Consider the following 19,590-nt stretch of genomic DNA (forward strand, 5'->3'; position numbering starts at 1 on the left):
ATAGAGGTGTACCGGGTCGGCCGGGTTCCACTGATCGTGGAACCCGGCCGACCGGCTTTTCCGTCGGCTTGCCGCCGTGGAAGACTGGCCGGGTTGCGGACGTGAACGGGGTGGCCCGAGGGGTTGGGGGCCGGTGGGGAGTTGGTGTCGGTGAGCAGGCGGCAGGTGCAGAAGATGCTGCGGTTGATCGCGACCGGGGAGCCCGTCGAGCTCACCAGTCCGATGGCCTCCGTGAAGAAGCTCGCCAAGCTCGCCTTCATCGCCCAGCAGTTCGGCTACGAGTACATGGACGTACGGCAGAGCGGCGGGCGCAACAACGCGCTCGTCATGCTGATCGTGCCCGACCCGAGCCCCCAGTCCCGTGCCCGCGCGGCGCAGAACTGGGCGCAGTACCCGAACGCCGGTGACGGGGTCTCCGTACCGCCCCTCGTGCCCGACGCGCACGAGCTCCTCAAAGCCCGCATCAACTTCGACCTCACCGGCAAGCACGCCGAGAAGAGGATGTACTGGGCGGCGGGAGGCATCACCCTCGGCTTCGTGGTCGCCCTCGCCCGGGCCGGCGGGGACGGCGACGCCCTCTTCTTCGCCGGTCTCGGGTGGGCCGGGCTCATGGCGCTGCTCGGGGTCGGGCTCGTCGTGACGCGGAAGCGGAACGCGAAATTCGCCGTCCGGCTCCAGGCCGCCGGGTTCATGCCGGTCACCGATGAGAGCGGGCGGGTGCGGTATCTGCCGCCGGGCGGGCAGTTGCCGGGGCACGGGAATCCGTTCGGCGGCATCACCGGTCCCTATGCCAATCAGCCCGCCCCGGGTCCGTACGGTCACCAGCCGGCTCCGGGGCACGCAGGGCACCAGCCGGCTCCGGGGCACGCAGGGCACCAGCCGGCTCCCGGTCACGCAGGGCACCAGCCGGCTCCCGGTCACGCAGGGCACCAGCCGGTTCCAGGCTCCTACGGCAATCAGCCGGTTTCGGGTGGCTATGGTCATCAGCCCGCCCCGGCCGCCCCTTACGGCGCTCAGCCCCCAGCCGGTCCCTACGGCAATCAGCAGCCCGCCGCTCCTTACGGCAATCAGCAGTCCGCCGCTCCTTACGGCAACCAGCCCGCCCCCGGCCACTACCCTCCGCTGCCGCAGCAGCCGTACCCCCAGCAGAACCCCCACTGGCAGCCTCCGCAGCAGTAGTGAGGCCCCGCTCCGCCCTGTACAGGGGCTCTTACGGGGCCTGTACATAGGGGCACGGCCAGCAAAACCTCTCATCCCCCCTCCTCACCCGGTGAGAGCAAAGTTCCTTTCCGGTCACCCGGTGCCACAGGCAGGAAACGCGCTCTCCCTACCTTCGGGGTCAGCCACTCGTAGTGCGACCGAAGCTCCGGAGAACCGTGGAGGCGTGAGATGACAGCCCCGACCACCAGTAGTACACCCCACAAGGGGTCCCGCTGGATCCAGACGTGGGACCCCGAGGACGAGATCTTCTGGGAGTCGGAGGGCAAGAAGGTCGCCCGCCGCAACCTGACCTTCTCGGTGATCTCCGAGCACATCGGCTTCTCCGTGTGGAGCATGTACTCCGTGCTGGCCCTGTTCATGGGCCCCGAGTACGGCATCGACCCGGCCGGAAAGTTCTTCCTCGTCGCCGTGGCCTCCCTCGTGGGTGCCTGCCTGCGGGTGCCGTACGGCTTCGCCGTCGCCCGCTTCGGTGGCCGGAACTGGACCATCTTCAGCGCGGGCCTGCTGCTGGCACCGACTCTCGCGCTGCTGTTCGTCATGGAGCCCGGCACCTCGTACTCCACCTTCATGCTGGTGGCGGTCCTCACCGGTGTGGGAGGGGCCAACTTCGCCTCCTCCATGACCAACATCAACAACTTCTACCCGCTGCGCCTCAAGGGCTGGGCCCTCGGTATGAACGCGGGCGGTGGAAACATCGGAGTCGCCGTCGTCCAGCTGCTGGGTCTGCTCGTCATCGGGGTCGTGGGTGCCGGTCACCCGCGGGTCCTGCTGTCGATCTACGTCCCGTTCATCATCCTCGCGACCGTACTGAGCGCCCGCTACATGGACAACCTCGCGCCGGTGCGCAACGACACCGGGGCGGCGAAGGAAGCTGTGCGTGAGGGACACACCTGGATCATGTCCTTCCTCTACATCGGCACCTTCGGCTCCTTCATCGGCTACAGCTTCGCCTTCGGCCTGGTGCTGCAGAACCAGTTCGGACGCACGCCGTTGCAGGCGGCAGCCCTCACCTTCATCGGTCCGCTGCTGGGCTCGGTGATCCGGCCCGTCGGCGGGCAGCTCGCCGACCGGATCGGCGGTGCCAAGGTCACGTTGTGGAACTTCGCGCTGATGGCGGCCGCCACCGGCGTCATCGTCACCGCCTCGGTGCAGAAGTCGCTGCCGCTGTTCATCGGCGGCTTCATCACTCTGTTCGTCCTCACGGGCGTCGGCAATGGCTCCACGTACAAGATGATCCCCGGCATCTACCGCGCCAAGGCCGCCGCGAAGGGGATGGCCGGTGAGGAAGCGGCCGTCTACGCCCGCCGGCTGTCCGGTGCCTCGATGTCGTTGATCGGGGCGGTCGGCGCCCTGGGTGGCCTCGGGATCAACCTGGCGCTGCGCCAGTCGTTCCTCTCCGTGGGCTCCGGAACCGGCGCCTTCATCGCCTTCCTCGCCTACTACGGCCTCTGCTTCGTCGTCACCTGGGCCGTATACCTTCGCCGCTCCGCTGTCACCGAGACCGACGCCACACCGGCCGCGGAGGCGAAGCCGCAGCTCAGCTACGCCGAGGTGTGACGTAACACCGCCGACACGCAGCCGATCCGAGCCTGTCACGCACCGTTGACAGGCTCGATCGGCATGCAGATGGGACCACCACGGGTGTGTTCAGGAACACCCGACGGTGTGCTCACCTGAAGCAAGCAACACGACTCGAGTGCGGGACGAGAGTTTATGTACGACGAACAGCAGCAACCCGAACACGGGCCCCTCGCGGGGTTCACCGTGGGCGTGACCGCCGCGCGCCGCGCCGATGAGCTCGGTGCCCTGCTCCAGCGGCGCGGCGCCGTCGTCCTGCACGCCCCCGCTCTGCGGATCGTGCCGCTCGCCGACGACAGCGAGCTGCTCGCGGCCACCAAGGAGATCATTCAGCGGACGCCGGACGTCGTGGTCGCCACGACCGCGATCGGGTTCCGGGGATGGATCGAGGCCGCCGACGGCTGGGGGCTCGGCGAGGATCTGCTGGCCCGGCTGCGCGAGGTCGAGCTGCTCGCGCGCGGGCCGAAGGTCAAGGGCGCGGTACGGGCCGCCGGGCTGACCGAGGAGTGGTCGCCGTCCAGCGAGTCCATGGCCGAGGTGCTGGACCGGCTGCTGGAAGAGGGCGTCGAGGGGCGCCGTATCGCCGTACAGCTGCACGGTGAGCCGCTGCCCGGGTTCGTGGAGTCGCTGCGGGCCGGGGGAGCGGAGGTGCTCGGGGTGCCGGTGTACCGGTGGCTGCCGCCGGAGGACATCGGGCCGGTGGACCGGCTGCTGGACGCCGCGGTCTCCCGTGGACTCGACACCGTCACCTTCACCAGCGCGCCCGCCGCCGCGTCGCTGCTGTCCCGGGCGGAGGAGCGGGGGCTGCTGCCCGAACTGCTCGCCGCCTTCGCCCACGACGTGGTTCCCGCCTGCGTCGGGCCGGTCACCGCCCTGCCTCTCCAGGCGCTCGGCGTCGACACCGTCCAGCCCGAGCGCTTCCGGCTCGGGCCGCTGGTGCAGTTGCTCTGCCAGGAACTTCCCGGTCGGGCGCGCTCGTTGCCGATCGCCGGTCATCGGGTGGAGATCCGGGGGCACGCGGTCATGGTGGACGGGGCGCTGCGGCCGGTGCCGCCCGCGGGGATGTCGTTGCTGCGGGCGTTGTCGCGGCGGCCGGGGTGGGTGGTTGCTCGTGCCGAGTTGCTGCGGGCGCTGCCGGGGGCCGGGCGGGACGAGCATGCGGTGGAGACGGCGATGGCTCGGCTGCGGACGGCTCTCGGGGCGCCGAAGTTGATCCAGACGGTGGTGAAGCGGGGGTATCGGCTGGCGCTCGATCCGGCTGCGGATGCCAAGTACGCGGACGCGTGAGCCGCGTAGCGGGGCGCCGGCGTTGACGTGACCCGGCGTCGGTGCCGCCGTCCCCGGGGGCTGCCGCCCCCGGACCCCCGCTTCGGCCTGAACGGCCTCGTCCTCAAACGCCGGAGGGGCTGAAGGGTTGTGGACCGGCTTGTCGGCGTCGGGTGCCGGAGGGGCTGAAGGGTTGTGGACCGGCTTGTCGGCGTCGGGTGCCGGAGGGGCTGAAGGGTTGTGGACCGGCTTGTCGGCGTCGGGCGCCGGAGGGGTTGAAGGATTGCGGCCCGGCTCGTCGGCGTCGGGTGCCGGAGGGGCGCGGGCGAGGATGTGGAAGGCCCGGCGATCAGGGCGGTCGCGACCGTGGCCGCGCCCAGTACCGTTCCGGCGATCGTGTCGTTTCGCATCATGTCCCTCAGACAACGGCCGCGCGGGCGCCCCGGACATGGCCGTCACGCACAGCCGCATACGCGGTCGTCCAGCGCCGACAGCCCGGTACGAGGGGTTCCGGCCCCGCCACGGGGCAGGCACTGTTAGGGGGAACGGTTCCCCCAGCTCTCCTCACGGCATCTCACCGATCCCTCCTGACCGGGTTGACCCCTAGGCGGTGACAGGCACATGGCACTGGGTACGGCCACGGACCCGTACGAACTGCGCTTCGACGCCGGGCGGATCTCCCTGGATCTCCTCGCGACCACACACCCGGAGGAACGGTTCGACTCCGTCGAGGTGCTGTGTGCCTGGATCGTCGGCGCCGGTCTCGTCCCGCCCGGCACCCCGCTGGCCCACGCCGGGCCGCCCTGGCTGGTGGACTTCCGTGAACTGCGCGGACGTATCGGACAGTTGGTGCGCGGCTCGCTCGCCCCCGAGCCCTGGCCGTCGTACGACATCGCGCTCGCCCGGGTGAACGACGTCGCCCTCGCCGCGCCCCCGGCCCCGCGTGCCGTACGCGGGGAGGACGGCACGCTGGTGCGGGAGTTGGATCATCCGCCGGAGTGCGCCGCGCTGCTCGGGGCCGTCGCGCGGGACGCGCTGGAGCTGCTCACCGACCCCGTCGCGCGGGCCGCGCTCAGAGAGTGCGAAGGGGACAACTGCCCCATCGTCTACCTCGACACCTCGCGGGGGCGCAGGAGGCGTTGGTGCTCCAGTGAGGTCTGCGGGAACCGCGAAAGGGTGGCCCGGCATCGTCGCCGAGTGGCACTCACCCGAGCCTGACGGTCCGTTATGGGGCTTTTGTGGAACGGCAGTCGAAGTGATTTCGATTACATGCCGTTTACCTACGCCACCGTAGGGGAGCGTGTAGATGATCTTGCCGATGTGACGGAAATGTAAAGATCGCGCGGTGGGAATGTGCTGCCATGTCCCGCTCGTCACGTCACTCGGAAGAAAACTGTCGCCTCACTTTGAACATCCAACGCGCCCCTTCCGTAAGGGTGGTCGAGCGACCGACTGGGGGAACCCCCGGACATCGGAGGTGGGCGTGCGCAAGGATTCCGTCGTGGCCAATGAACGTGGATCGAGGGCCCGACATCGCATGTCCCAGCCCTCGGAACCTGATGAGGAGCTGATGCGTGCGCTGTACAGAGAGCACGCCGGACCCCTCCTCGCGTATGTCCTTCGACTGGTCGCCGGTGACCGGCAACGAGCAGAGGACGTTGTGCAGGAGACACTCATCCGTGCCTGGAAGAACGCCGGACAGCTCAATCGAGCGACCGGATCGGTACGCCCCTGGCTGGTGACGGTCGCCCGGCGCATCGTCATCGACGGCCACCGCAGCCGGCAGGCCCGGCCGCAGGAGGTCGATCCGTCGCCGCTGGAGGTCATCCCCGCGGAGGACGAGATCGACAAGGCGCTGTGGCTGATGACGCTGTCGGACGCACTCGACGACCTGACCCCCGCCCACCGGGAGGTTCTCGTCGAGACGTACTTCAAGGGGCGTACCGTCAATGAGGCGGCTGAGACGCTTGGCATACCCAGTGGCACCGTTCGCTCAAGGGTTTTCTACGCCCTGCGGTCGATGAAGCTGGCTCTGGAGGAGCGGGGGGTGACGGCGTGATGAGTGTTTACGGGGGAAACCAGGGATTCGGGATGGGCGGTTCGGGTATGTCTGGGTCCATGAGCCCCATGCAGGGACAGCCGGGCCCGAGCGAGCACGAAACCGTCGGCGCCTACGCCCTCGGGATTCTCGACGACGCCGAGGCAACCGCTTTCGAGGCTCACCTCGCGACCTGCGAATGGTGCGCCCAGCAACTGGACGAACTCGCCGGAATGGAACCGATGCTGGCCGCGCTCGCGGACCTGCCCGGATCCGGCTCACCCGCGATCGGTGAGTCCCTGTCGGCCAAGCCCAGCCCGCGCATCGTGCACAACCTCGTGGACGAGGTCGCCGAGCACCGCGCCCAGAAGCGCCGGCGCAGCTTCTACATGGTGGCCGCGGCCGCCGCGCTGATCGTCGCCGGTCCGTTCGCCGCGATGGCGGCCAGCGGAGGCAACGACAGCGGCGGTGACGGCGGGAACCGGGTCGTGACCGCGGCCAATCCCGCCAAGGACCTGTTCACCGGCATCGAGAACAAGGTCTCGGGCTCCGATACGAAGACCGGGGTCAGCGCGACCGTCGGTCTGGACGAGAAGCCCTGGGGCACCCAGACGGGCCTTGAGCTCAAGGGCGTCAAGGGCCCGCTCAAGTGTTCCCTGATCTTCGTCGGCAAGGACGGCCAGCGCGAGACGGCGGCCTCCTGGTCCGTCCCCAAGTGGGGCTACGGCATCCCGGACGCCAAGACCGAGCAGGCCAGGAACCCGCTCTACGTCAGCGGCGGCGTGTCCATGGCACCCGACGAGGTCGATCACGTCGAGGTCATGGACTTCGACGGAAACAAGCTCATCGAGGTCGACGTGTAGTCGACGTAGCTTTTCCGGGTCCCCTTCGCGTACGGTTGACGGCTGCCCAGCACGTCAGAAGGGGGCCCGGTGGCCGCTCAGGCTCCACAGGAAACCGCGCTCGACTCCCTGCGAGACCGCGAGATCGACGTCGAACAGGAACACCTCGACCGGGTGTACCGGCGCCTCGAGGAGAAGATCCACGAGGCGGAGTTCCTGATGAACGACGCGGCCAAGCGCGGCCAGGTCGGCACACCCGGCGCGCTCGCCGAGCGGGACGCGCAGGTCTTCCGTGCCGGCGTGCACCTCAACAGGCTCAACAACGAGTTCGAGGACTTCCTCTTCGGACGCATCGACCTGCTGCTCGGCAAGGACGGCAAGAAGGGCCCGGACGGCGCCTACACCGCCGTCGAGCCCGCGGAGGGCGCGGTGCGCGAGGACGGCACCGCCGACATCGCCGAGACCCTGCACATCGGCCGCATCGGTGTGCTCGACTCGGACTACGCCCCACTGGTCATCGACTGGCGGGCCCCGGCCGCGGCGCCCTTCTACCGCTCGACCCCGGTCGACCCCGGGCGGGTCGTACGGCGCCGGGTCATCCGCTCCAAGGGCCGCAGGGTCCTCGGCGTCGAGGACGACCTGATGCGCCCCGAGCTCAAGGCGTTCCTCGACGGCCGGGAACTGCCCGTCATCGGCGACGGCGCCCTGATGGCCGCCCTCGGGCAGGCCCGCGGCCACACCATGAGGGACATCGTCGCGTCCATCCAGGCCGAGCAGGACCTGGTCATCCGCGCCCCCGCCGCCTCGGTGACGTACGTCGAGGGCGGCCCGGGCACCGGCAAGACCGCCGTCGCCCTGCACCGCGCCGCCTACCTGCTCTACCAGGACCGGCGCCGGTACGCGGGCGGCATCCTGATCGTCTCGCCCACCCCGCTGCTGGTCGCGTACACCGAGGGTGTGCTCCCCTCGCTCGGCGAGGAGGGCCAGGTCGCCATCCGCGCGATCGGCTCCCTCGTCGACGGCGCCGAGGCCACGCTGTACGACTCCCCGGCCACGGCCCGCGCCAAGGGTTCGTACCGCATGCTGAAGGTGCTGCGGAAGGCGGCGCGGGGTGCGCTGGAGCTGGGCTCCGGCGGCTCCGGCGGCACCGGGGCGGACCGCGGCGGGCAGCTCGCCCTCGGTGACGACGACGCTCCTGTGCCGGCCCCCGCCGGACCGCCCACCCCCCTGCGCGTCGTCGCCTTCGGGCGCCGGCTGGAGCTGCAGGCCGACGCGCTGGAAGCCATCCGCCGCACCGCGCTCGGCGGCACGGCACCCGTGAACCTGCTGCGCCCGCGCGCCCGCAAGCTGCTGCTCGACGCCCTGTGGGCGCAGTCGGGCGGCGCCACCCGGCACACCGACCCGGAGCTCGCCGCCGAGCTGCGCTCCTCCTTCGACGAGGACGTGGCCACGGAGGACAGCTTCATCGCCTTCCTCGACGCCTGGTGGCCGGAGCTCACCCCGAAGGCGGTCCTGGCGGCGATGGCCGACGAGCGCCGCCTCGGCCGCTGGGCGCGCCGGATCCTCAACCCCGGCGAGGTGCGCAAGGTGGCCCGCTCGCTCAAGCGCGACGGCCTCACCGTCCACGACATCGCCATGCTCGACGAGCTCCAGGCGATCCTCGGCACCCCGGCCCGCCCGCGCAGGAAGCGCGACCTGGACCCGCTGGACCAGCTCACCGGTCTGGAGGAGCTGATGCCGGTGCGCGAGGAGTCGCAGCGCGAGCGCGCCGAGCGGCTGGCGGCCGAGCGCACCGAGTACGCCCATGTCATCGTCGACGAGGCCCAGGACCTCACGCCGATGCAGTGGCGCATGGTCGGCCGCCGCGGCCGGCACGCCACCTGGACGGTGGTCGGCGACCCCGCGCAGTCGTCGTGGTCCGACGTGGACGAGGCCGCCGAGGCACGCGACGAGGCCCTCGGCACCCGCCCGCGCCGCCGCTTCCAGCTCACCGTGAACTACCGCAACCCGGCCGAGATCGCCGAGCTCGCGGCGAAGGTGCTGGCCCTGGCCATGCCGGGCTCGACTTCCCCGTCGGCGGTGCGCTCCACCGGCGTACGGCCGCGTTTTGTCACAACGAACAAAGGACACGGCACGGTCGTACGCGACCCGCTCGCGCAGAGCGTCCGTGAGGAGGCGGCCCGGCTGCTCGACCAGGTCGACGGGACGATCGGCGTCGTGGTCGCCATGCGGCGGCGCGAGGAGGCGGCCAAGTGGCTCACCGGGCTCGGCGACCGCGTCGTCGCGCTCGGCAGCCTGGAGGCGAAGGGCCTGGAGTACGACGCCACGGTCGTCGTCTCCCCGGCGGAGATCGCGGACGAGTCACCGGCCGGACTGCGGGTGCTGTACGTCGCGCTGACCCGGGCCACCCAGCAGCTGACGGTGGTCTCGGGGGACCGGGACGAGCCGGACGCGTCCGGGGTGCCGGATCTGCTGCGGGACTGAGCGGGGCCGAACGGGGGCTTTGCCTGTGGCGGGGAAATGAACTCGCGGTACGGGAATGGCCTTACGAGATCTGTTTGTTAGCCTGGACGTGACACCGGCTCGATCCAAGCCCCCGGGCCCAACCTTCGTCGCTACGAGCGACCACTTGCCGCGAGGCGAGCATGGCGGGTCGGTGTCATGAACGCAGGAGAGGCCCACGTCACCATGTGACGTGGGCCTCTTTTCCTGCGAAGGCGTGGCGAACAATACGTTCGCAATCCACGCCCGGCTAACTCCTACTCAGCGGTAGGTGCGACGATCGGACGGCATACCAGCCACACGGTGAAAGCAGAGGAAGTCGGCCATGGCAACGGCGCCCAGCGTCTCCTACTCGATGACGGTCCGGCTGGAGGTGCCCGCGAGCGGAACCGCGGTCTCCCAGCTCACCACGGCCGTGGAGTCCCACGGAGGCTCGGTCACCGGCCTCGACGTCACCGCCTCCGGGCACGAGAAGCTCCGGATCGACGTCACCATCGCCGCGACCTCCACCGCGCACGCCGACGAGATCGTGGAGCAGCTGCGCACCATCGAGGGCGTCACGCTGGGCAAGGTCTCGGACCGTACGTTCCTCATGCACCTCGGCGGCAAGATCGAGATGCAGTCCAAGCACCCCATCCGCAACCGTGACGACCTGTCGATGGTCTACACGCCGGGTGTGGCCCGCGTCTGCATGGCGATCGCCGAGAACCCCGAGGACGCCCGCCGCCTCACCATCAAGCGCAACTCCGTTGCGGTTGTGACGGACGGCTCGGCCGTGCTGGGCCTGGGCAACATCGGTCCGAAGGCCGCGCTGCCCGTGATGGAGGGCAAGGCGGCCCTGTTCAAGCGGTTCGCCGGCATCGACGCCTGGCCGATCTGCCTCGACACCCAGGACACCGACGCGATCGTCGAGATCGTCAAGGCGATCGCCCCCGGGTTCGCCGGCATCAACCTCGAGGACATCTCGGCCCCGCGCTGCTTCGAGATCGAGGCCCGCCTGCGCGAGGCCCTCGACATCCCCGTCTTCCACGACGACCAGCACGGCACCGCGATCGTCGTCCTCGCCGCCCTGACGAACGCGCTTCGCTGCACCGGCAAGGCCATCGAGAACATTCGCGTCGTCATGTCCGGTGCCGGCGCCGCCGGTACGGCCATCCTCAAGCTGCTGCTCGCCGCCGGTGTGAAGAACGCCGTCGTGGCCGACATCCACGGCGTGGTGCACGCCGGCCGCGAGGACCTGGTGAACGCCGCGGCCGACTCGCCGCTGCGCTGGATCGCCGACAACACCAACCCCGAGGGCCTGACCGGCACGCTGAAGGAGGCCGTGCGCGGCGCGGACGTCTTCATCGGCGTCTCCGCCCCGAACGTCCTCGACGGCGCCGACGTGGCCGCCATGGCGGAGAACGCGATCGTGTTCGCGCTCGCGAACCCGGACCCCGAGGTCGACCCCGCAATCGCCCGTCAGACGGCCGCAGTTGTGGCCACGGGCCGCTCCGACTTCCCGAACCAGATCAACAACGTGCTGGTCTTCCCGGGCGTCTTCCGCGGTCTGCTGGACGCCCAGTCCCGCACCGTCAACACGGACATGATGCTCGCGGCCGCGAAGGCGCTGGCGGACGTGGTGACCGAGGACGAGCTGAACCCGAACTACATCATCCCGAGCGTGTTCAACGACAAGGTCGCGGGCGCGGTCGCCGGCGCGGTGCGGGAGGCCGCGAAGGCGGTGTCCGCGGTGACGCCGGGCTAGTAATCGCACGGGTTCGGCGCCTCACAGCCCTGAAAAGTGTGCATGGGCTGTGAGGATCGCCACGGCAAGCCCTTGTAACGGCGCGTCGTGGAACCTGGGGCCTTGGGACGCCGTTTATCGTGACGGCCAAGCTCAGGCCCTCTCTTCGTGTGACACCCACGGGTGTTCTCACGGCTCCTCCGGGCGCCGGATTGGCTTTCCCGCCGCAGGTAGGGGCAGGATGCGTCTCTGGGCGCGAGGGTCTGACGACGGACCCGGGTCCCGGGTCGCACCGAGGACCCTGGCAGCATCGACATCGCTGTGCCCGACATGCGGCTCCGCCGCGTGGCACGCCTCAAGGCAAATGAACACGGGAGTAACAACATGAACCGCAGTGAGCTGGTGGCCGCGCTGGCCGACCGCGCCGAGGTGACCCGCAAGGACGCCGACGCCGTGCTGGCCGCGTTCGCCGAGACCGTCGGCGAGATCGTCGCCAAGGGCGACGAGAAGGTCACGATCCCCGGCTTCCTGACCTTCGAGCGCACCCACCGTGCCGCTCGCACCGCCCGCAACCCGCAGACCGGCGACCCGATCCAGATCCCCGCCGGCTACAGCGTGAAGGTCTCCGCGGGCAGCAAGCTCAAGGAAGCCGCCAAGGGTAAGTGAGCGCTCCGCTCTGAGCGCCGGGAACCGGACGCCGTTGGTGTCTGAGCGCCATCGGTGTCGGCCGGTCCGATGCGGCCGGTCGCGCAGTTCCCCGCGCCCCTAGGGGCAGCGCCCCCGCGGGGCGCCCCCACAGGCCAAACGCCGAAGGGGCGGCCACCCGGAAACCGGGTCGCCGCCCCTTCGGCGTACGTGTGAGGAACCTCAGCCGAGCGCCTTGCCCGGCAACTCCACCTTCGCGCCCAGTTCCACGAGCTTCTCCATGAAGTTCTCGTAGCCGCGGTTGATGAGGTCGATGCCGTGGACCCGGGACGTGCCCTGGGCCGCGAGGGCCGCGATGAGGTACGAGAAGCCGCCGCGCAGGTCGGGGATGACCAGGTCGGCGCCCTGGAGCTTCGTCGGTCCCGAGACCACCGCGGAGTGCAGGAAGTTGCGCTGGCCGAAGCGGCAGTCGGAGCCGCCGAGGCACTCGCGGTAGAGCTGGATGTGGGCGCCCATCTGGTTCAGCGCGGACGTGAAGCCGAGGCGGGACTCGTAGACCGTCTCGTGGATGATGGACAGGCCCGTGGCCTGCGTCAGGGCCACGACCAGCGGCTGCTGCCAGTCGGTCTGGAAGCCCGGGTGCACATCCGTCTCCAGGGCGATGGACTTCAACTGGCCACCGGGGTGCCAGAAACGGATGCCCTCGTCGTCGATCTCGAAGGCACCGCCCACCTTCCGGTAGGTGTTGAGGAACGTCATCATCGAGCGCTGCTGGGCGCCGCGCACGTAGATGTTGCCCTCGGTCGCGAGCGCGGCGGACGCCCAGGAGGCGGCCTCCAGACGGTCCGGCAGCGCGCGGTGGTTGTAGCCGCCGAGCCGGTCCACACCGGTGACGCGGATCGTGCGGTCGGTGTCCATCGCGATGATGGCGCCCATCTTCTGCAGGACGCAGATGAGGTCCTCGATCTCCGGCTCCACGGCCGCGTTCGAGAGCTCGGTGACGCCTTCCGCGAGGACGGCCGTCAACAGCACCTGCTCGGTCGCGCCGACGGACGGGTACGGCAGCCGGATCTTCGTGCCGCGCAGCCGCTGCGGGGCCTCCAGGTACTGGCCGTCGGCGCGCTTCTCGATCGTCGCGCCGAACTGCCGCAGCACCTCGAAGTGGAAGTCGATGGGCCGGCCGCCGATGTCGCAGCCGCCGAGGCCCGGGATGAAGGCGTGCCCGAGGCGGTGCAGCAGCGGACCGCACAGGAGGATCGGGATCCGGCTGGAACCCGCGTGGGCATCGATGTCAGCGACGTTCGCGCTCTCCACGTGCGAGGGGTCCATCATCAACTCGCCCGGTTCCTCACCGGGCCGGACCGTCACCCCGTGCAGCTGCAGCAGGCCGCGTACGACGCGCACGTCACGGATGTCCGGCACGTTGCGCAGTCGACTCGGCTCACTGCCCAGCAGGGCGGCGACCATTGCCTTCGGTACGAGGTTCTTCGCACCGCGGACACGGATCTCGCCCTCCAGCGGGGTTCCGCCGTGGACAAGCAGGACATCGTCGTTGACGGTCATGTATCTCGCGTTCCGATGAGTTGGGCAGGGGCCAGAAGGGAAAGGGTAATCGCCGCCGACCCCCCTTCAGTAAGCCCAAGTACGGCTCAGGAACGTCATAGCTCTGTCACAACACGAACGGTTCACCCTCGGGCACGAGCGGTCACCGTAGGGGGCCGTGCACCGGGCGGCGTTTCTGTCCGCCCACCCGTCTCCCACCACCACCCTCAAACGAGGCCTTACCAGGCCACTCCTTAATTCATGGCTGCATTCACTCCCGAACCGGCATTGCCTCCCCACACGAAGGGAAGATGCGGGATCATGTCTGGCATGACCGAGGTGTCCTCGCTCACAGGGCGGTTGCTCGTGGCAACGCCCGCCCTGGCGGACCCGAACTTCGACCGCGCGGTGGTGCTCCTTCTCGACCACGACGAGGAGGGCTCCCTCGGCGTCGTCCTCAACCGTCCGACCCCCGTCGACGTGGGCGACATCCTGGAGGGCTGGGCCGACCTCGCCGGCGAGCCCGGTGTCGTCTTCCAGGGCGGCCCGGTGTCCCTGGACTCGGCGCTCGGCGTGGCGGTCATCCCCGGTGACGCGAACGGCGAGAGCGCCCCGCTGGGCTGGCGCCGGGTGCACGGCGCGATCGGCCTCGTGGACCTGGAGGCACCGCCGGAGCTGCTCGCCTCGGCCGTCGGCTCCCTGAGAATCTTCGCCGGTTACGCCGGCTGGGGCCCCGGCCAGCTGGAGGACGAGCTGGTGGAGGGCGCCTGGTACGTCGTGGAGTCCGAGCCGGGTGACGTGTCCTCGCCGTCCCCGGAGGGACTCTGGCGCTCGGTGCTGCGCCGCCAGCGCAACGAGCTCGCGATGGTGGCCACGTACCCGGACGACCCGTCGCTCAACTGATGCATGTGAGCTTCAGTACTCTTGGCGGTATGAGCACTCTCGAGCCCGAGCGCGGGACTGGTACGGGGACCCTCGTCGAGCCCACGCCGCAGACTTCCCACGGCGACGGCGACCACGAGCGCTTCGCCCACTACGTCCAGAAGGACAAGATCATGGCGAGCGCCCTCGACGGGACCCCCGTCGTGGCGCTGTGCGGCAAGGTCTGGGTGCCCGGCCGCGACCCGAAGAAGTACCCCGTGTGCCCCATGTGCAAGGAGATCTACGAGTCCATGGGCGCCGGCGGCGACGACAAGGGCAAGGGCGGCGACAAGAAGTAGCCCTCCCTCCCGTCCGAGGTCCACGAAGGCCCCCGGGGCGCGTTTCGGCGCGCCCCGGGGGCCTTCGCGTGTCACGAAGTGGTTGAGACCTCTTGTGGACATGTTCACGCAGTCCCTAGGCTCCGTTGCGTTGTGCAGAGCGAAACCGTCATTGCATATGTTGCAACGCACGCCCGGAGGACCGCTCCATGAAGCTCGCCCCCAGACTCGCCGTACTGCTCACCGCCCTGGCCGTCACGGCCTGCGCTCCCCAGACCTCCGACAACGCCTCCTCCGACAAGGACGAGAAGACCGGCACCCTGCGGGTCTGGCTGTTCCAGGAGGTCGGCAACGAGCCGAAGGAGAAGGTCGTCGACTCCGTCGTCGCCGACTTCGAGAAGAAGCACGAGGGCGCGAAGGTCGACGTCGAGTACATCCCGGTCGAGACCCGCGCCCAGCGCGTGAAGGCCGCCTTCAACGACCCGAAGTCCGCCCCCGACGTCATCGAGTACGGCAACACCGACACCGCCGGCTACGTGAAGGACGGCGGACTCCTCGACGTCACGAGGGACTTCGGCGACTGGAGCGAGTCCAAGGACACCGACCCCACCGCCAGGCAGTCCGTCACCGTGGACGGCAAGATCTACGGCGCCCCCTTCTACGTCGGCGTGCGCGCCCTGTACTACCGCACCGACATCTTCGAGGACCTCGGCCTCGAAGTGCCGGGGACGATGGCCGAGTTGGCGACGACGGCCCGCAAGATCCGCGCCGCCGAGCCCGAGCTGTACGGGCTCGTGGTGGGCGGGGCGTACACGTACGGCGCGATGCCGTTCGTGTGGGCCAACGGCGGCGAGCTCGCCACCGGCAAGGGCGGCTCGTACGCCTCGGCCATCGACAGCGAGGCCGCGCGGAAGGGCATCGAGGAGTACACGTCCCTCTTCTCCGACGACAACTGTCCCGCCGCCAAGTGCGCGGGCATGGGCGGCAACGACACGGTCACCGCGTTCGCGGCCGGCAAGGCGGGCATGGCGATCGCCGGCGACTTCAGTCACGCGGCCGTGGAGGCCGGGAAGGTCAAGGGCAAGTACGCGGTCGTGCCGCTGCCGGGAGTGAAGGCCGGGTCCGTCGCGCCGGCGTTCGCCGGGGGCAACAACATCGGCGTCCTGAAGAGCACCTCGCACCGGACGCTGGCGGTCCGGCTGATGGAGCAGTTGGCCTCGAAGGAGACGCAGGCGTCCATGTTCGACGCGATGGGGTTCCTGCCGACGTTCGGAGACGTGCGGGAGAAGGCCGCGGCGGAGACGCCGTACGTGAAGCCCTTCGTCGAGACGCTGGCCTCGGGGACGAAGTTCGTGCCCGCGTCGCCGGCCTGGTCGGAGATCGACTCGTCGCTCGTCCTGCCGACGATGTTCCAAGAGGTCATCAGCGGTAAGAAGGATGTCGCCGGGGCTGCTGGGGATGCGGCGAAGAAGATGGATGGGGCGTTTGGGTCCGTCGGATGACAGTTCCTACCCGGGTGGGGGCTGCGGATCGGTCGCGCGTGCCGGCCGCCGGTGGCTTGTCGCGCACACGCGGCGGTGGCCGCAGATTCAACGCGGCCCCGCGCCCCTACCGGCGTCCGCGCGGGCGGAATCAGAAGACACCCTGGCTCTATCTCGCCCCCGCCCTCGTCGTGCTCGGCGGGCTGCTCGTCTACCCCGTCTATCAGCTCGGGCTGATCTCGCTCTTCCAGTACACCCAGGCCCAGGTCAGCGGTGGGGAGCCGACCACCTTCCGGGGATTCGGGAATTACTCGGAGCTGTTCTCGGACCCGCAGTTCTGGCAGGTGCTGCTCGCCACCGTCGTCTTCGCGGCGGCCTGTGTCGCCTCGACGCTCGCCGTCGGCTGTGCGCTCGCCGTGCTGCTGACGCGGGTCCGTGCCGTGCCGCGGCTGGCGCTGATGCTGGCCGCGCTGGGGGCGTGGGCGACACCGGCCATCACCGGGTCGACGGTGTGGCTGTTCCTGTTCGACCCGGACTTCGGGCCGGTGAACCGGCTGCTGGGGCTCGGCGACCACTCCTGGACCTACGGGCGGTTCAGCGCCTTCTTCCTGGTGCTGCTCGAAGTGGTGTGGTGCTCCTTCCCGTTCGTGATGGTCACGGTGTACGCCGGTATCCGCTCCGTCCCGGCCGAGGTGCTGGAGGCCGCCGCGCTGGACGGCGCCTCGCAGTGGCGGATCTGGCGTTCGGTGCTGGCGCCGATGCTGCGGCCGATCCTGGTCGTCGTCACCATCCAGTCGGTGATCTGGGACTTCAAGGTCTTCACCCAGATCTACGTCATGACGGGCGGCGGCGGCATCGCCGGCCAGAACCTCGTGCTGAACGTGTACGCCTACCAGAAGGCGTTCGCGTCCTCGCAGTACAGCCTCGGCTCGGCGATCGGCGTGGTGATGCTGCTGATCCTGCTGGCGGTGACGCTCGTGTATCTGCGGCTGCTGCGCAGACAGGGGGAGGAGCTGTGAGTTCCATGAATCCGACGCGGCTCGTACGGCGGCCCTGGCGGCTGCTCGCGGAGGCGTCCGCGCTGCTGATCGCCGTGGTGGTGGCGTTTCCGCTGTACTGGATGGTGCTCGGCGCCTTCAAACCGGCCGGGGAGATCGAGTCGAGCGAGCCGCGGCCGTGGACGCTGGACCCTTCCCTGGATTCCTTCAGGCGGGTCTTCGAGCAGAACGAATTCGGCCGTTACTTCGTCAACAGCCTCGTCGTCGCGTGCACCGTCGTGATCGCCTCGGCCCTCATCGCGTTTCTCGCGGCGACCGCGGTGACACGATTCCGGTTCCGCTTCCGGACCACCTTGCTGATCATGTTTCTGGTGGCCCAGATGGTGCCGGTGGAGGCCCTGACGATCCCCCTGTTCTTCCTCATGCGGGACTTCGGCCAACTGAACACGCTGGGGTCGCTGATCCTGCCGCACATCGCCTTCTCGCTGCCCTTCGCGATCTGGATGCTGCGGGGGTTTGTGAAGGCCGTTCCCGAGGCCCTGGAGGAGGCCGCGTACATCGACGGGGCGAGCCGGTCGCGATTCCTGTGGCAGATCCTTTTCCCGCTGGTCTTCCCGGGGTTGGTCGCCACAAGCGTTTTCTCCTTCATCTCGGCCTGGAACGACTTCCTGTTCGCCAAGTCCTTCATCATCAGCGACACCTCGCAGTCCACCCTGCCGATGGCCCTGCTCGTCTTCTACAAGCCGGACGAGCCGGACTGGGGCGGTGTGATGGCGGCCTCCACGGTGATGACGATTCCGGTACTGATCTTCTTCGTGCTCGTGCAGCGACGGCTGGTGTCGGGGCTGGGCGGCGCGGTCAAGGACTGAAAGGCCTGATCATTCATGGATCTCATTCCACTGCCTCACCGGACGGAGCGGGCCGGGGGCTTCTTCGAACTCGGCGCCGGCTGCGGGATCGAGGCCGGGCCGGGTACCGAGGACACCGCGCGGTGGCTGCGTGCGACGCTCGGCGCGGCGACCGGGCTCGCGCTGCCGCCCAAGAAGGGGGACGAGCACGACGTCCTGCACCTGTCCGTCCGTCCCGGCCTCGACGCCGAGGGCTACCGCCTGGTCGTCGCCCCTCATGGCGTCCACATCAGGGGTGGCTCGCCCGCCGGTGTCTTCTGGGGCGCCCAGACGGTGCTGCAGCTTCTCGGCCCCGACGCCTTCCGGCGCGCACCCCTTCCCGGCCGTACGTGGCGGCTGCCCCTGACGGAGATCCAGGACTCCCCCCGGTTCCGCTGGCGCGGCGTCATGCTCGACGTGGCCCGGCACTTCATGCCCAAGGACGGCGTACTGCGCTACCTGGACCTCTTGGCCGCGCACAAACTGAACGTCTTCCACTTCCATCTGACGGACGACCAGGGCTGGCGCGTCGAGATCAGGAAGTACCCCCGGCTCACCGAGGCCGGCTCCTGGCGGGCCCGCACGAAATTCGGCCATCGGGCATCCCCGCTGTGGGAGGAGAAGCCGCACGGTGGCTACTACACCCAGGACGACATCCGCGAGATCGTCGCGTACGCCGCCGAGCGGCATATCACCGTGGTCCCGGAAATCGACGTACCCGGACACTCGCAGGCCGCCATCGCCGCGTACCCGGAACTCGGCAACACCGACGTCATCGACACCACCGCCCTCTCCGTCTGGGACACCTGGGGGATCAATCCGAACGTACTCGCCCCCACTGACAACACCCTGCGCTTCTACGAGGGGGTGTTCGAGGAAGTCCTGGAGCTGTTCCCCTCGGAGTTCATTCACGTCGGCGGCGACGAATGCCTCAAGGACCAGTGGCGGCAGTCGCCGACCGCGCAGGAGCGCATCAGGGAACTCGGGCTGAAGGACGAGGACGAGCTCCAGGCGTGGTTCATCGGCCACTTCGACAGCTGGCTCACCGCGCGCGGGCGCCGGCTCATCGGATGGGACGAGATTCTGGAGGGCGGACTCGCGAAAGGCGCGGCCGTCTCGTCGTGGCGCGGATATGCGGGCGGGGTCGCGGCGGCCCGCGCGGGTCACGACGTCGTCATGTGCCCGGAGCAGCGCGTGTATCTGGACCACCGTCAGGACGCGGGCGCCGACGAGCCGGTGCCGATCGGCTACGTGCGCACCCTGGAGGACGTCTACCGGTTCGAGCCCGTTCCCGCGGAGCTGACGCCCGACGAGGCCCGGCACGTGCTCGGCACGCAGGCCAACCTGTGGACCGAGGTGATGGAGGACCGGGCGCGCGTCGACTACCAGGCGTTTCCGCGCCTCGCCGCCTTCGCCGAGGTGGCCTGGAGCGGTCTGCCCGCCCCGGCGGAACGGGACTTCGCGGGCTTCGAGCGCCGACTGGCCGCCCACTACGGGCGACTTGACGCCATGGGGGTCGCGTACCGGCCACCCACGGGACCGCGGCCCTGGCAGCGGAGGCCCGGAGTGCCGGGCCGGCCGATCGACGGCCCGCCCCCGAACAGATAATGGAAAAAACCGGCAAGGGGTCACCGAAGAGTGTCAATCGGTACGCACTGGTGATGC

16 protein-coding genes are annotated in these 19,590 nt (G+C 69.6%); 15 read left to right on the forward strand and 1 reads right to left on the reverse strand.

The genetic code is table 11. From position 1 onward, the window contains the following. Positions 1 to 150 precede the first annotated feature (150 nt). From AC3ETA_RS35000 to AC3ETA_RS35040, 9 genes are all read left to right on the forward strand, one after another. The gene (locus AC3ETA_RS35000) at positions 151 to 1,179 is read left to right on the forward strand and encodes a hypothetical protein (protein WP_432196918.1); all 1,029 of its coding nucleotides are present in this window, start codon (positions 151 to 153) and stop codon (positions 1,177 to 1,179) included. Positions 1,180 to 1,389: 210 nt separating this feature from the next. Continuing rightward, positions 1,390 to 2,778, forward strand: coding sequence for an MFS transporter (locus AC3ETA_RS35005; RefSeq protein ID WP_432196919.1), 1,389 nt, complete (start codon positions 1,390 to 1,392; stop codon positions 2,776 to 2,778). A gap of 156 nt (positions 2,779 to 2,934) precedes the next feature. Then, positions 2,935 to 4,086: a uroporphyrinogen-III synthase gene (locus tag AC3ETA_RS35010; protein WP_432196920.1), complete on the forward strand. Its 1,152-nt coding sequence runs from the start codon at positions 2,935 to 2,937 to the stop codon at positions 4,084 to 4,086. A 600-nt stretch (positions 4,087 to 4,686) separates the two neighbouring features. Further along, the gene (locus AC3ETA_RS35015) at positions 4,687 to 5,283 is read left to right on the forward strand and encodes a CGNR zinc finger domain-containing protein (RefSeq protein ID WP_269639331.1); all 597 of its coding nucleotides are present in this window, start codon (positions 4,687 to 4,689) and stop codon (positions 5,281 to 5,283) included. A 319-nt stretch (positions 5,284 to 5,602) separates the two neighbouring features. Beyond that, entirely contained in the window at positions 5,603 to 6,124 is a 522-nt protein-coding gene (locus tag AC3ETA_RS35020; protein WP_010039908.1) for a sigma-70 family RNA polymerase sigma factor, read from the forward strand. 59 nt (positions 6,125 to 6,183) lie between these two features. Beyond that, positions 6,184 to 6,966, forward strand: coding sequence for an anti-sigma factor family protein (locus tag AC3ETA_RS35025; RefSeq protein WP_432196921.1), 783 nt, complete (start codon positions 6,184 to 6,186; stop codon positions 6,964 to 6,966). Between the two features lie 69 nt (positions 6,967 to 7,035). Further along, positions 7,036 to 9,429: a HelD family protein gene (locus AC3ETA_RS35030; RefSeq protein ID WP_432196922.1), complete on the forward strand. Its 2,394-nt coding sequence runs from the start codon at positions 7,036 to 7,038 to the stop codon at positions 9,427 to 9,429. A 343-nt stretch (positions 9,430 to 9,772) separates the two neighbouring features. Further along, positions 9,773 to 11,194 carry an NAD-dependent malic enzyme gene (locus AC3ETA_RS35035; RefSeq protein ID WP_432196923.1) on the forward strand — a complete coding sequence of 474 codons (1,422 nt, stop codon included), beginning with the start codon at positions 9,773 to 9,775 and terminating at the stop codon, positions 11,192 to 11,194. Positions 11,195 to 11,557: 363 nt separating this feature from the next. Then, positions 11,558 to 11,839 carry an HU family DNA-binding protein gene (locus AC3ETA_RS35040; RefSeq protein ID WP_007382399.1) on the forward strand — a complete coding sequence of 94 codons (282 nt, stop codon included), beginning with the start codon at positions 11,558 to 11,560 and terminating at the stop codon, positions 11,837 to 11,839. A 201-nt stretch (positions 11,840 to 12,040) separates the two neighbouring features. On the opposite strand, the gene murA is transcribed toward AC3ETA_RS35040, so the two are convergent. Then, positions 12,041 to 13,381: a UDP-N-acetylglucosamine 1-carboxyvinyltransferase gene (gene murA, locus AC3ETA_RS35045; RefSeq protein WP_126903558.1), complete on the reverse strand. Its 1,341-nt coding sequence runs from the start codon at positions 13,379 to 13,381 to the stop codon at positions 12,041 to 12,043. Between the two features lie 309 nt (positions 13,382 to 13,690). Here murA and AC3ETA_RS35050 point away from each other — a divergent pair, with 309 nt between their 5' ends. From AC3ETA_RS35050 to AC3ETA_RS35075, 6 genes are all read left to right on the forward strand, one after another. Beyond that, entirely contained in the window at positions 13,691 to 14,263 is a 573-nt protein-coding gene (locus tag AC3ETA_RS35050) for a YqgE/AlgH family protein (RefSeq protein ID WP_030946849.1), read from the forward strand. Positions 14,264 to 14,292: 29 nt separating this feature from the next. Beyond that, positions 14,293 to 14,580 carry a DUF3039 domain-containing protein gene (locus AC3ETA_RS35055; RefSeq protein WP_030054422.1) on the forward strand — a complete coding sequence of 96 codons (288 nt, stop codon included), beginning with the start codon at positions 14,293 to 14,295 and terminating at the stop codon, positions 14,578 to 14,580. A 188-nt stretch (positions 14,581 to 14,768) separates the two neighbouring features. Beyond that, positions 14,769 to 16,061, forward strand: coding sequence for an extracellular solute-binding protein (locus AC3ETA_RS35060; RefSeq protein WP_432196924.1), 1,293 nt, complete (start codon positions 14,769 to 14,771; stop codon positions 16,059 to 16,061). Next, positions 16,058 to 17,059, forward strand: a complete 1,002-nt coding sequence (locus tag AC3ETA_RS35065; protein WP_432196925.1) for a carbohydrate ABC transporter permease — start codon at positions 16,058 to 16,060, stop codon at positions 17,057 to 17,059. The genes AC3ETA_RS35060 and AC3ETA_RS35065 overlap by 4 nt, the downstream gene beginning before the upstream one ends. A 5-nt stretch (positions 17,060 to 17,064) precedes the next feature. Continuing rightward, on the forward strand, positions 17,065 to 17,907 hold the full coding sequence (locus AC3ETA_RS35070; RefSeq protein ID WP_432196926.1) for a carbohydrate ABC transporter permease: 843 nt from the start codon (positions 17,065 to 17,067) through the stop codon (positions 17,905 to 17,907). A 15-nt stretch (positions 17,908 to 17,922) separates the two neighbouring features. Further along, entirely contained in the window at positions 17,923 to 19,533 is a 1,611-nt protein-coding gene (locus AC3ETA_RS35075; RefSeq protein ID WP_432196927.1) for a beta-N-acetylhexosaminidase, read from the forward strand. Positions 19,534 to 19,590 lie beyond the last annotated feature (57 nt).

It is taken from the genome of Streptomyces sp. bgisy027, from assembly GCF_057710365.1.

Excerpts from the sequence above, each read along its gene's own strand:
- AC3ETA_RS35050 (WP_030946849.1), top strand. The coding sequence starts at position 13,691 with ATGACCGAGGTGTCCTCGCTCACAGGGCGGTTGCTCGTGGCAACGCCC.
- AC3ETA_RS35035 (WP_432196923.1), top strand. The coding sequence starts at position 9,773 with ATGGCAACGGCGCCCAGCGTCTCCTACTCGATGACGGTCCGGCTGGAG.
- murA (WP_126903558.1), bottom strand. The coding sequence starts at position 13,381 with ATGACCGTCAACGACGATGTCCTGCTTGTCCACGGCGGAACCCCGCTG.
- AC3ETA_RS35060 (WP_432196924.1), top strand. The coding sequence starts at position 14,769 with ATGAAGCTCGCCCCCAGACTCGCCGTACTGCTCACCGCCCTGGCCGTC.
- AC3ETA_RS35010 (WP_432196920.1), top strand. The coding sequence starts at position 2,935 with ATGTACGACGAACAGCAGCAACCCGAACACGGGCCCCTCGCGGGGTTC.
- AC3ETA_RS35040 (WP_007382399.1), top strand. The coding sequence starts at position 11,558 with ATGAACCGCAGTGAGCTGGTGGCCGCGCTGGCCGACCGCGCCGAGGTG.
- AC3ETA_RS35055 (WP_030054422.1), top strand. The coding sequence starts at position 14,293 with ATGAGCACTCTCGAGCCCGAGCGCGGGACTGGTACGGGGACCCTCGTC.
- AC3ETA_RS35015 (WP_269639331.1), top strand. The coding sequence starts at position 4,687 with ATGGCACTGGGTACGGCCACGGACCCGTACGAACTGCGCTTCGACGCC.
- AC3ETA_RS35065 (WP_432196925.1), top strand. The coding sequence starts at position 16,058 with ATGACAGTTCCTACCCGGGTGGGGGCTGCGGATCGGTCGCGCGTGCCG.
- AC3ETA_RS35020 (WP_010039908.1), top strand. The coding sequence starts at position 5,603 with ATGTCCCAGCCCTCGGAACCTGATGAGGAGCTGATGCGTGCGCTGTAC.
- AC3ETA_RS35075 (WP_432196927.1), top strand. The coding sequence starts at position 17,923 with ATGGATCTCATTCCACTGCCTCACCGGACGGAGCGGGCCGGGGGCTTC.
- AC3ETA_RS35025 (WP_432196921.1), top strand. The coding sequence starts at position 6,184 with ATGAGCCCCATGCAGGGACAGCCGGGCCCGAGCGAGCACGAAACCGTC.
- AC3ETA_RS35005 (WP_432196919.1), top strand. The coding sequence starts at position 1,390 with ATGACAGCCCCGACCACCAGTAGTACACCCCACAAGGGGTCCCGCTGG.
- AC3ETA_RS35070 (WP_432196926.1), top strand. The coding sequence starts at position 17,065 with ATGAATCCGACGCGGCTCGTACGGCGGCCCTGGCGGCTGCTCGCGGAG.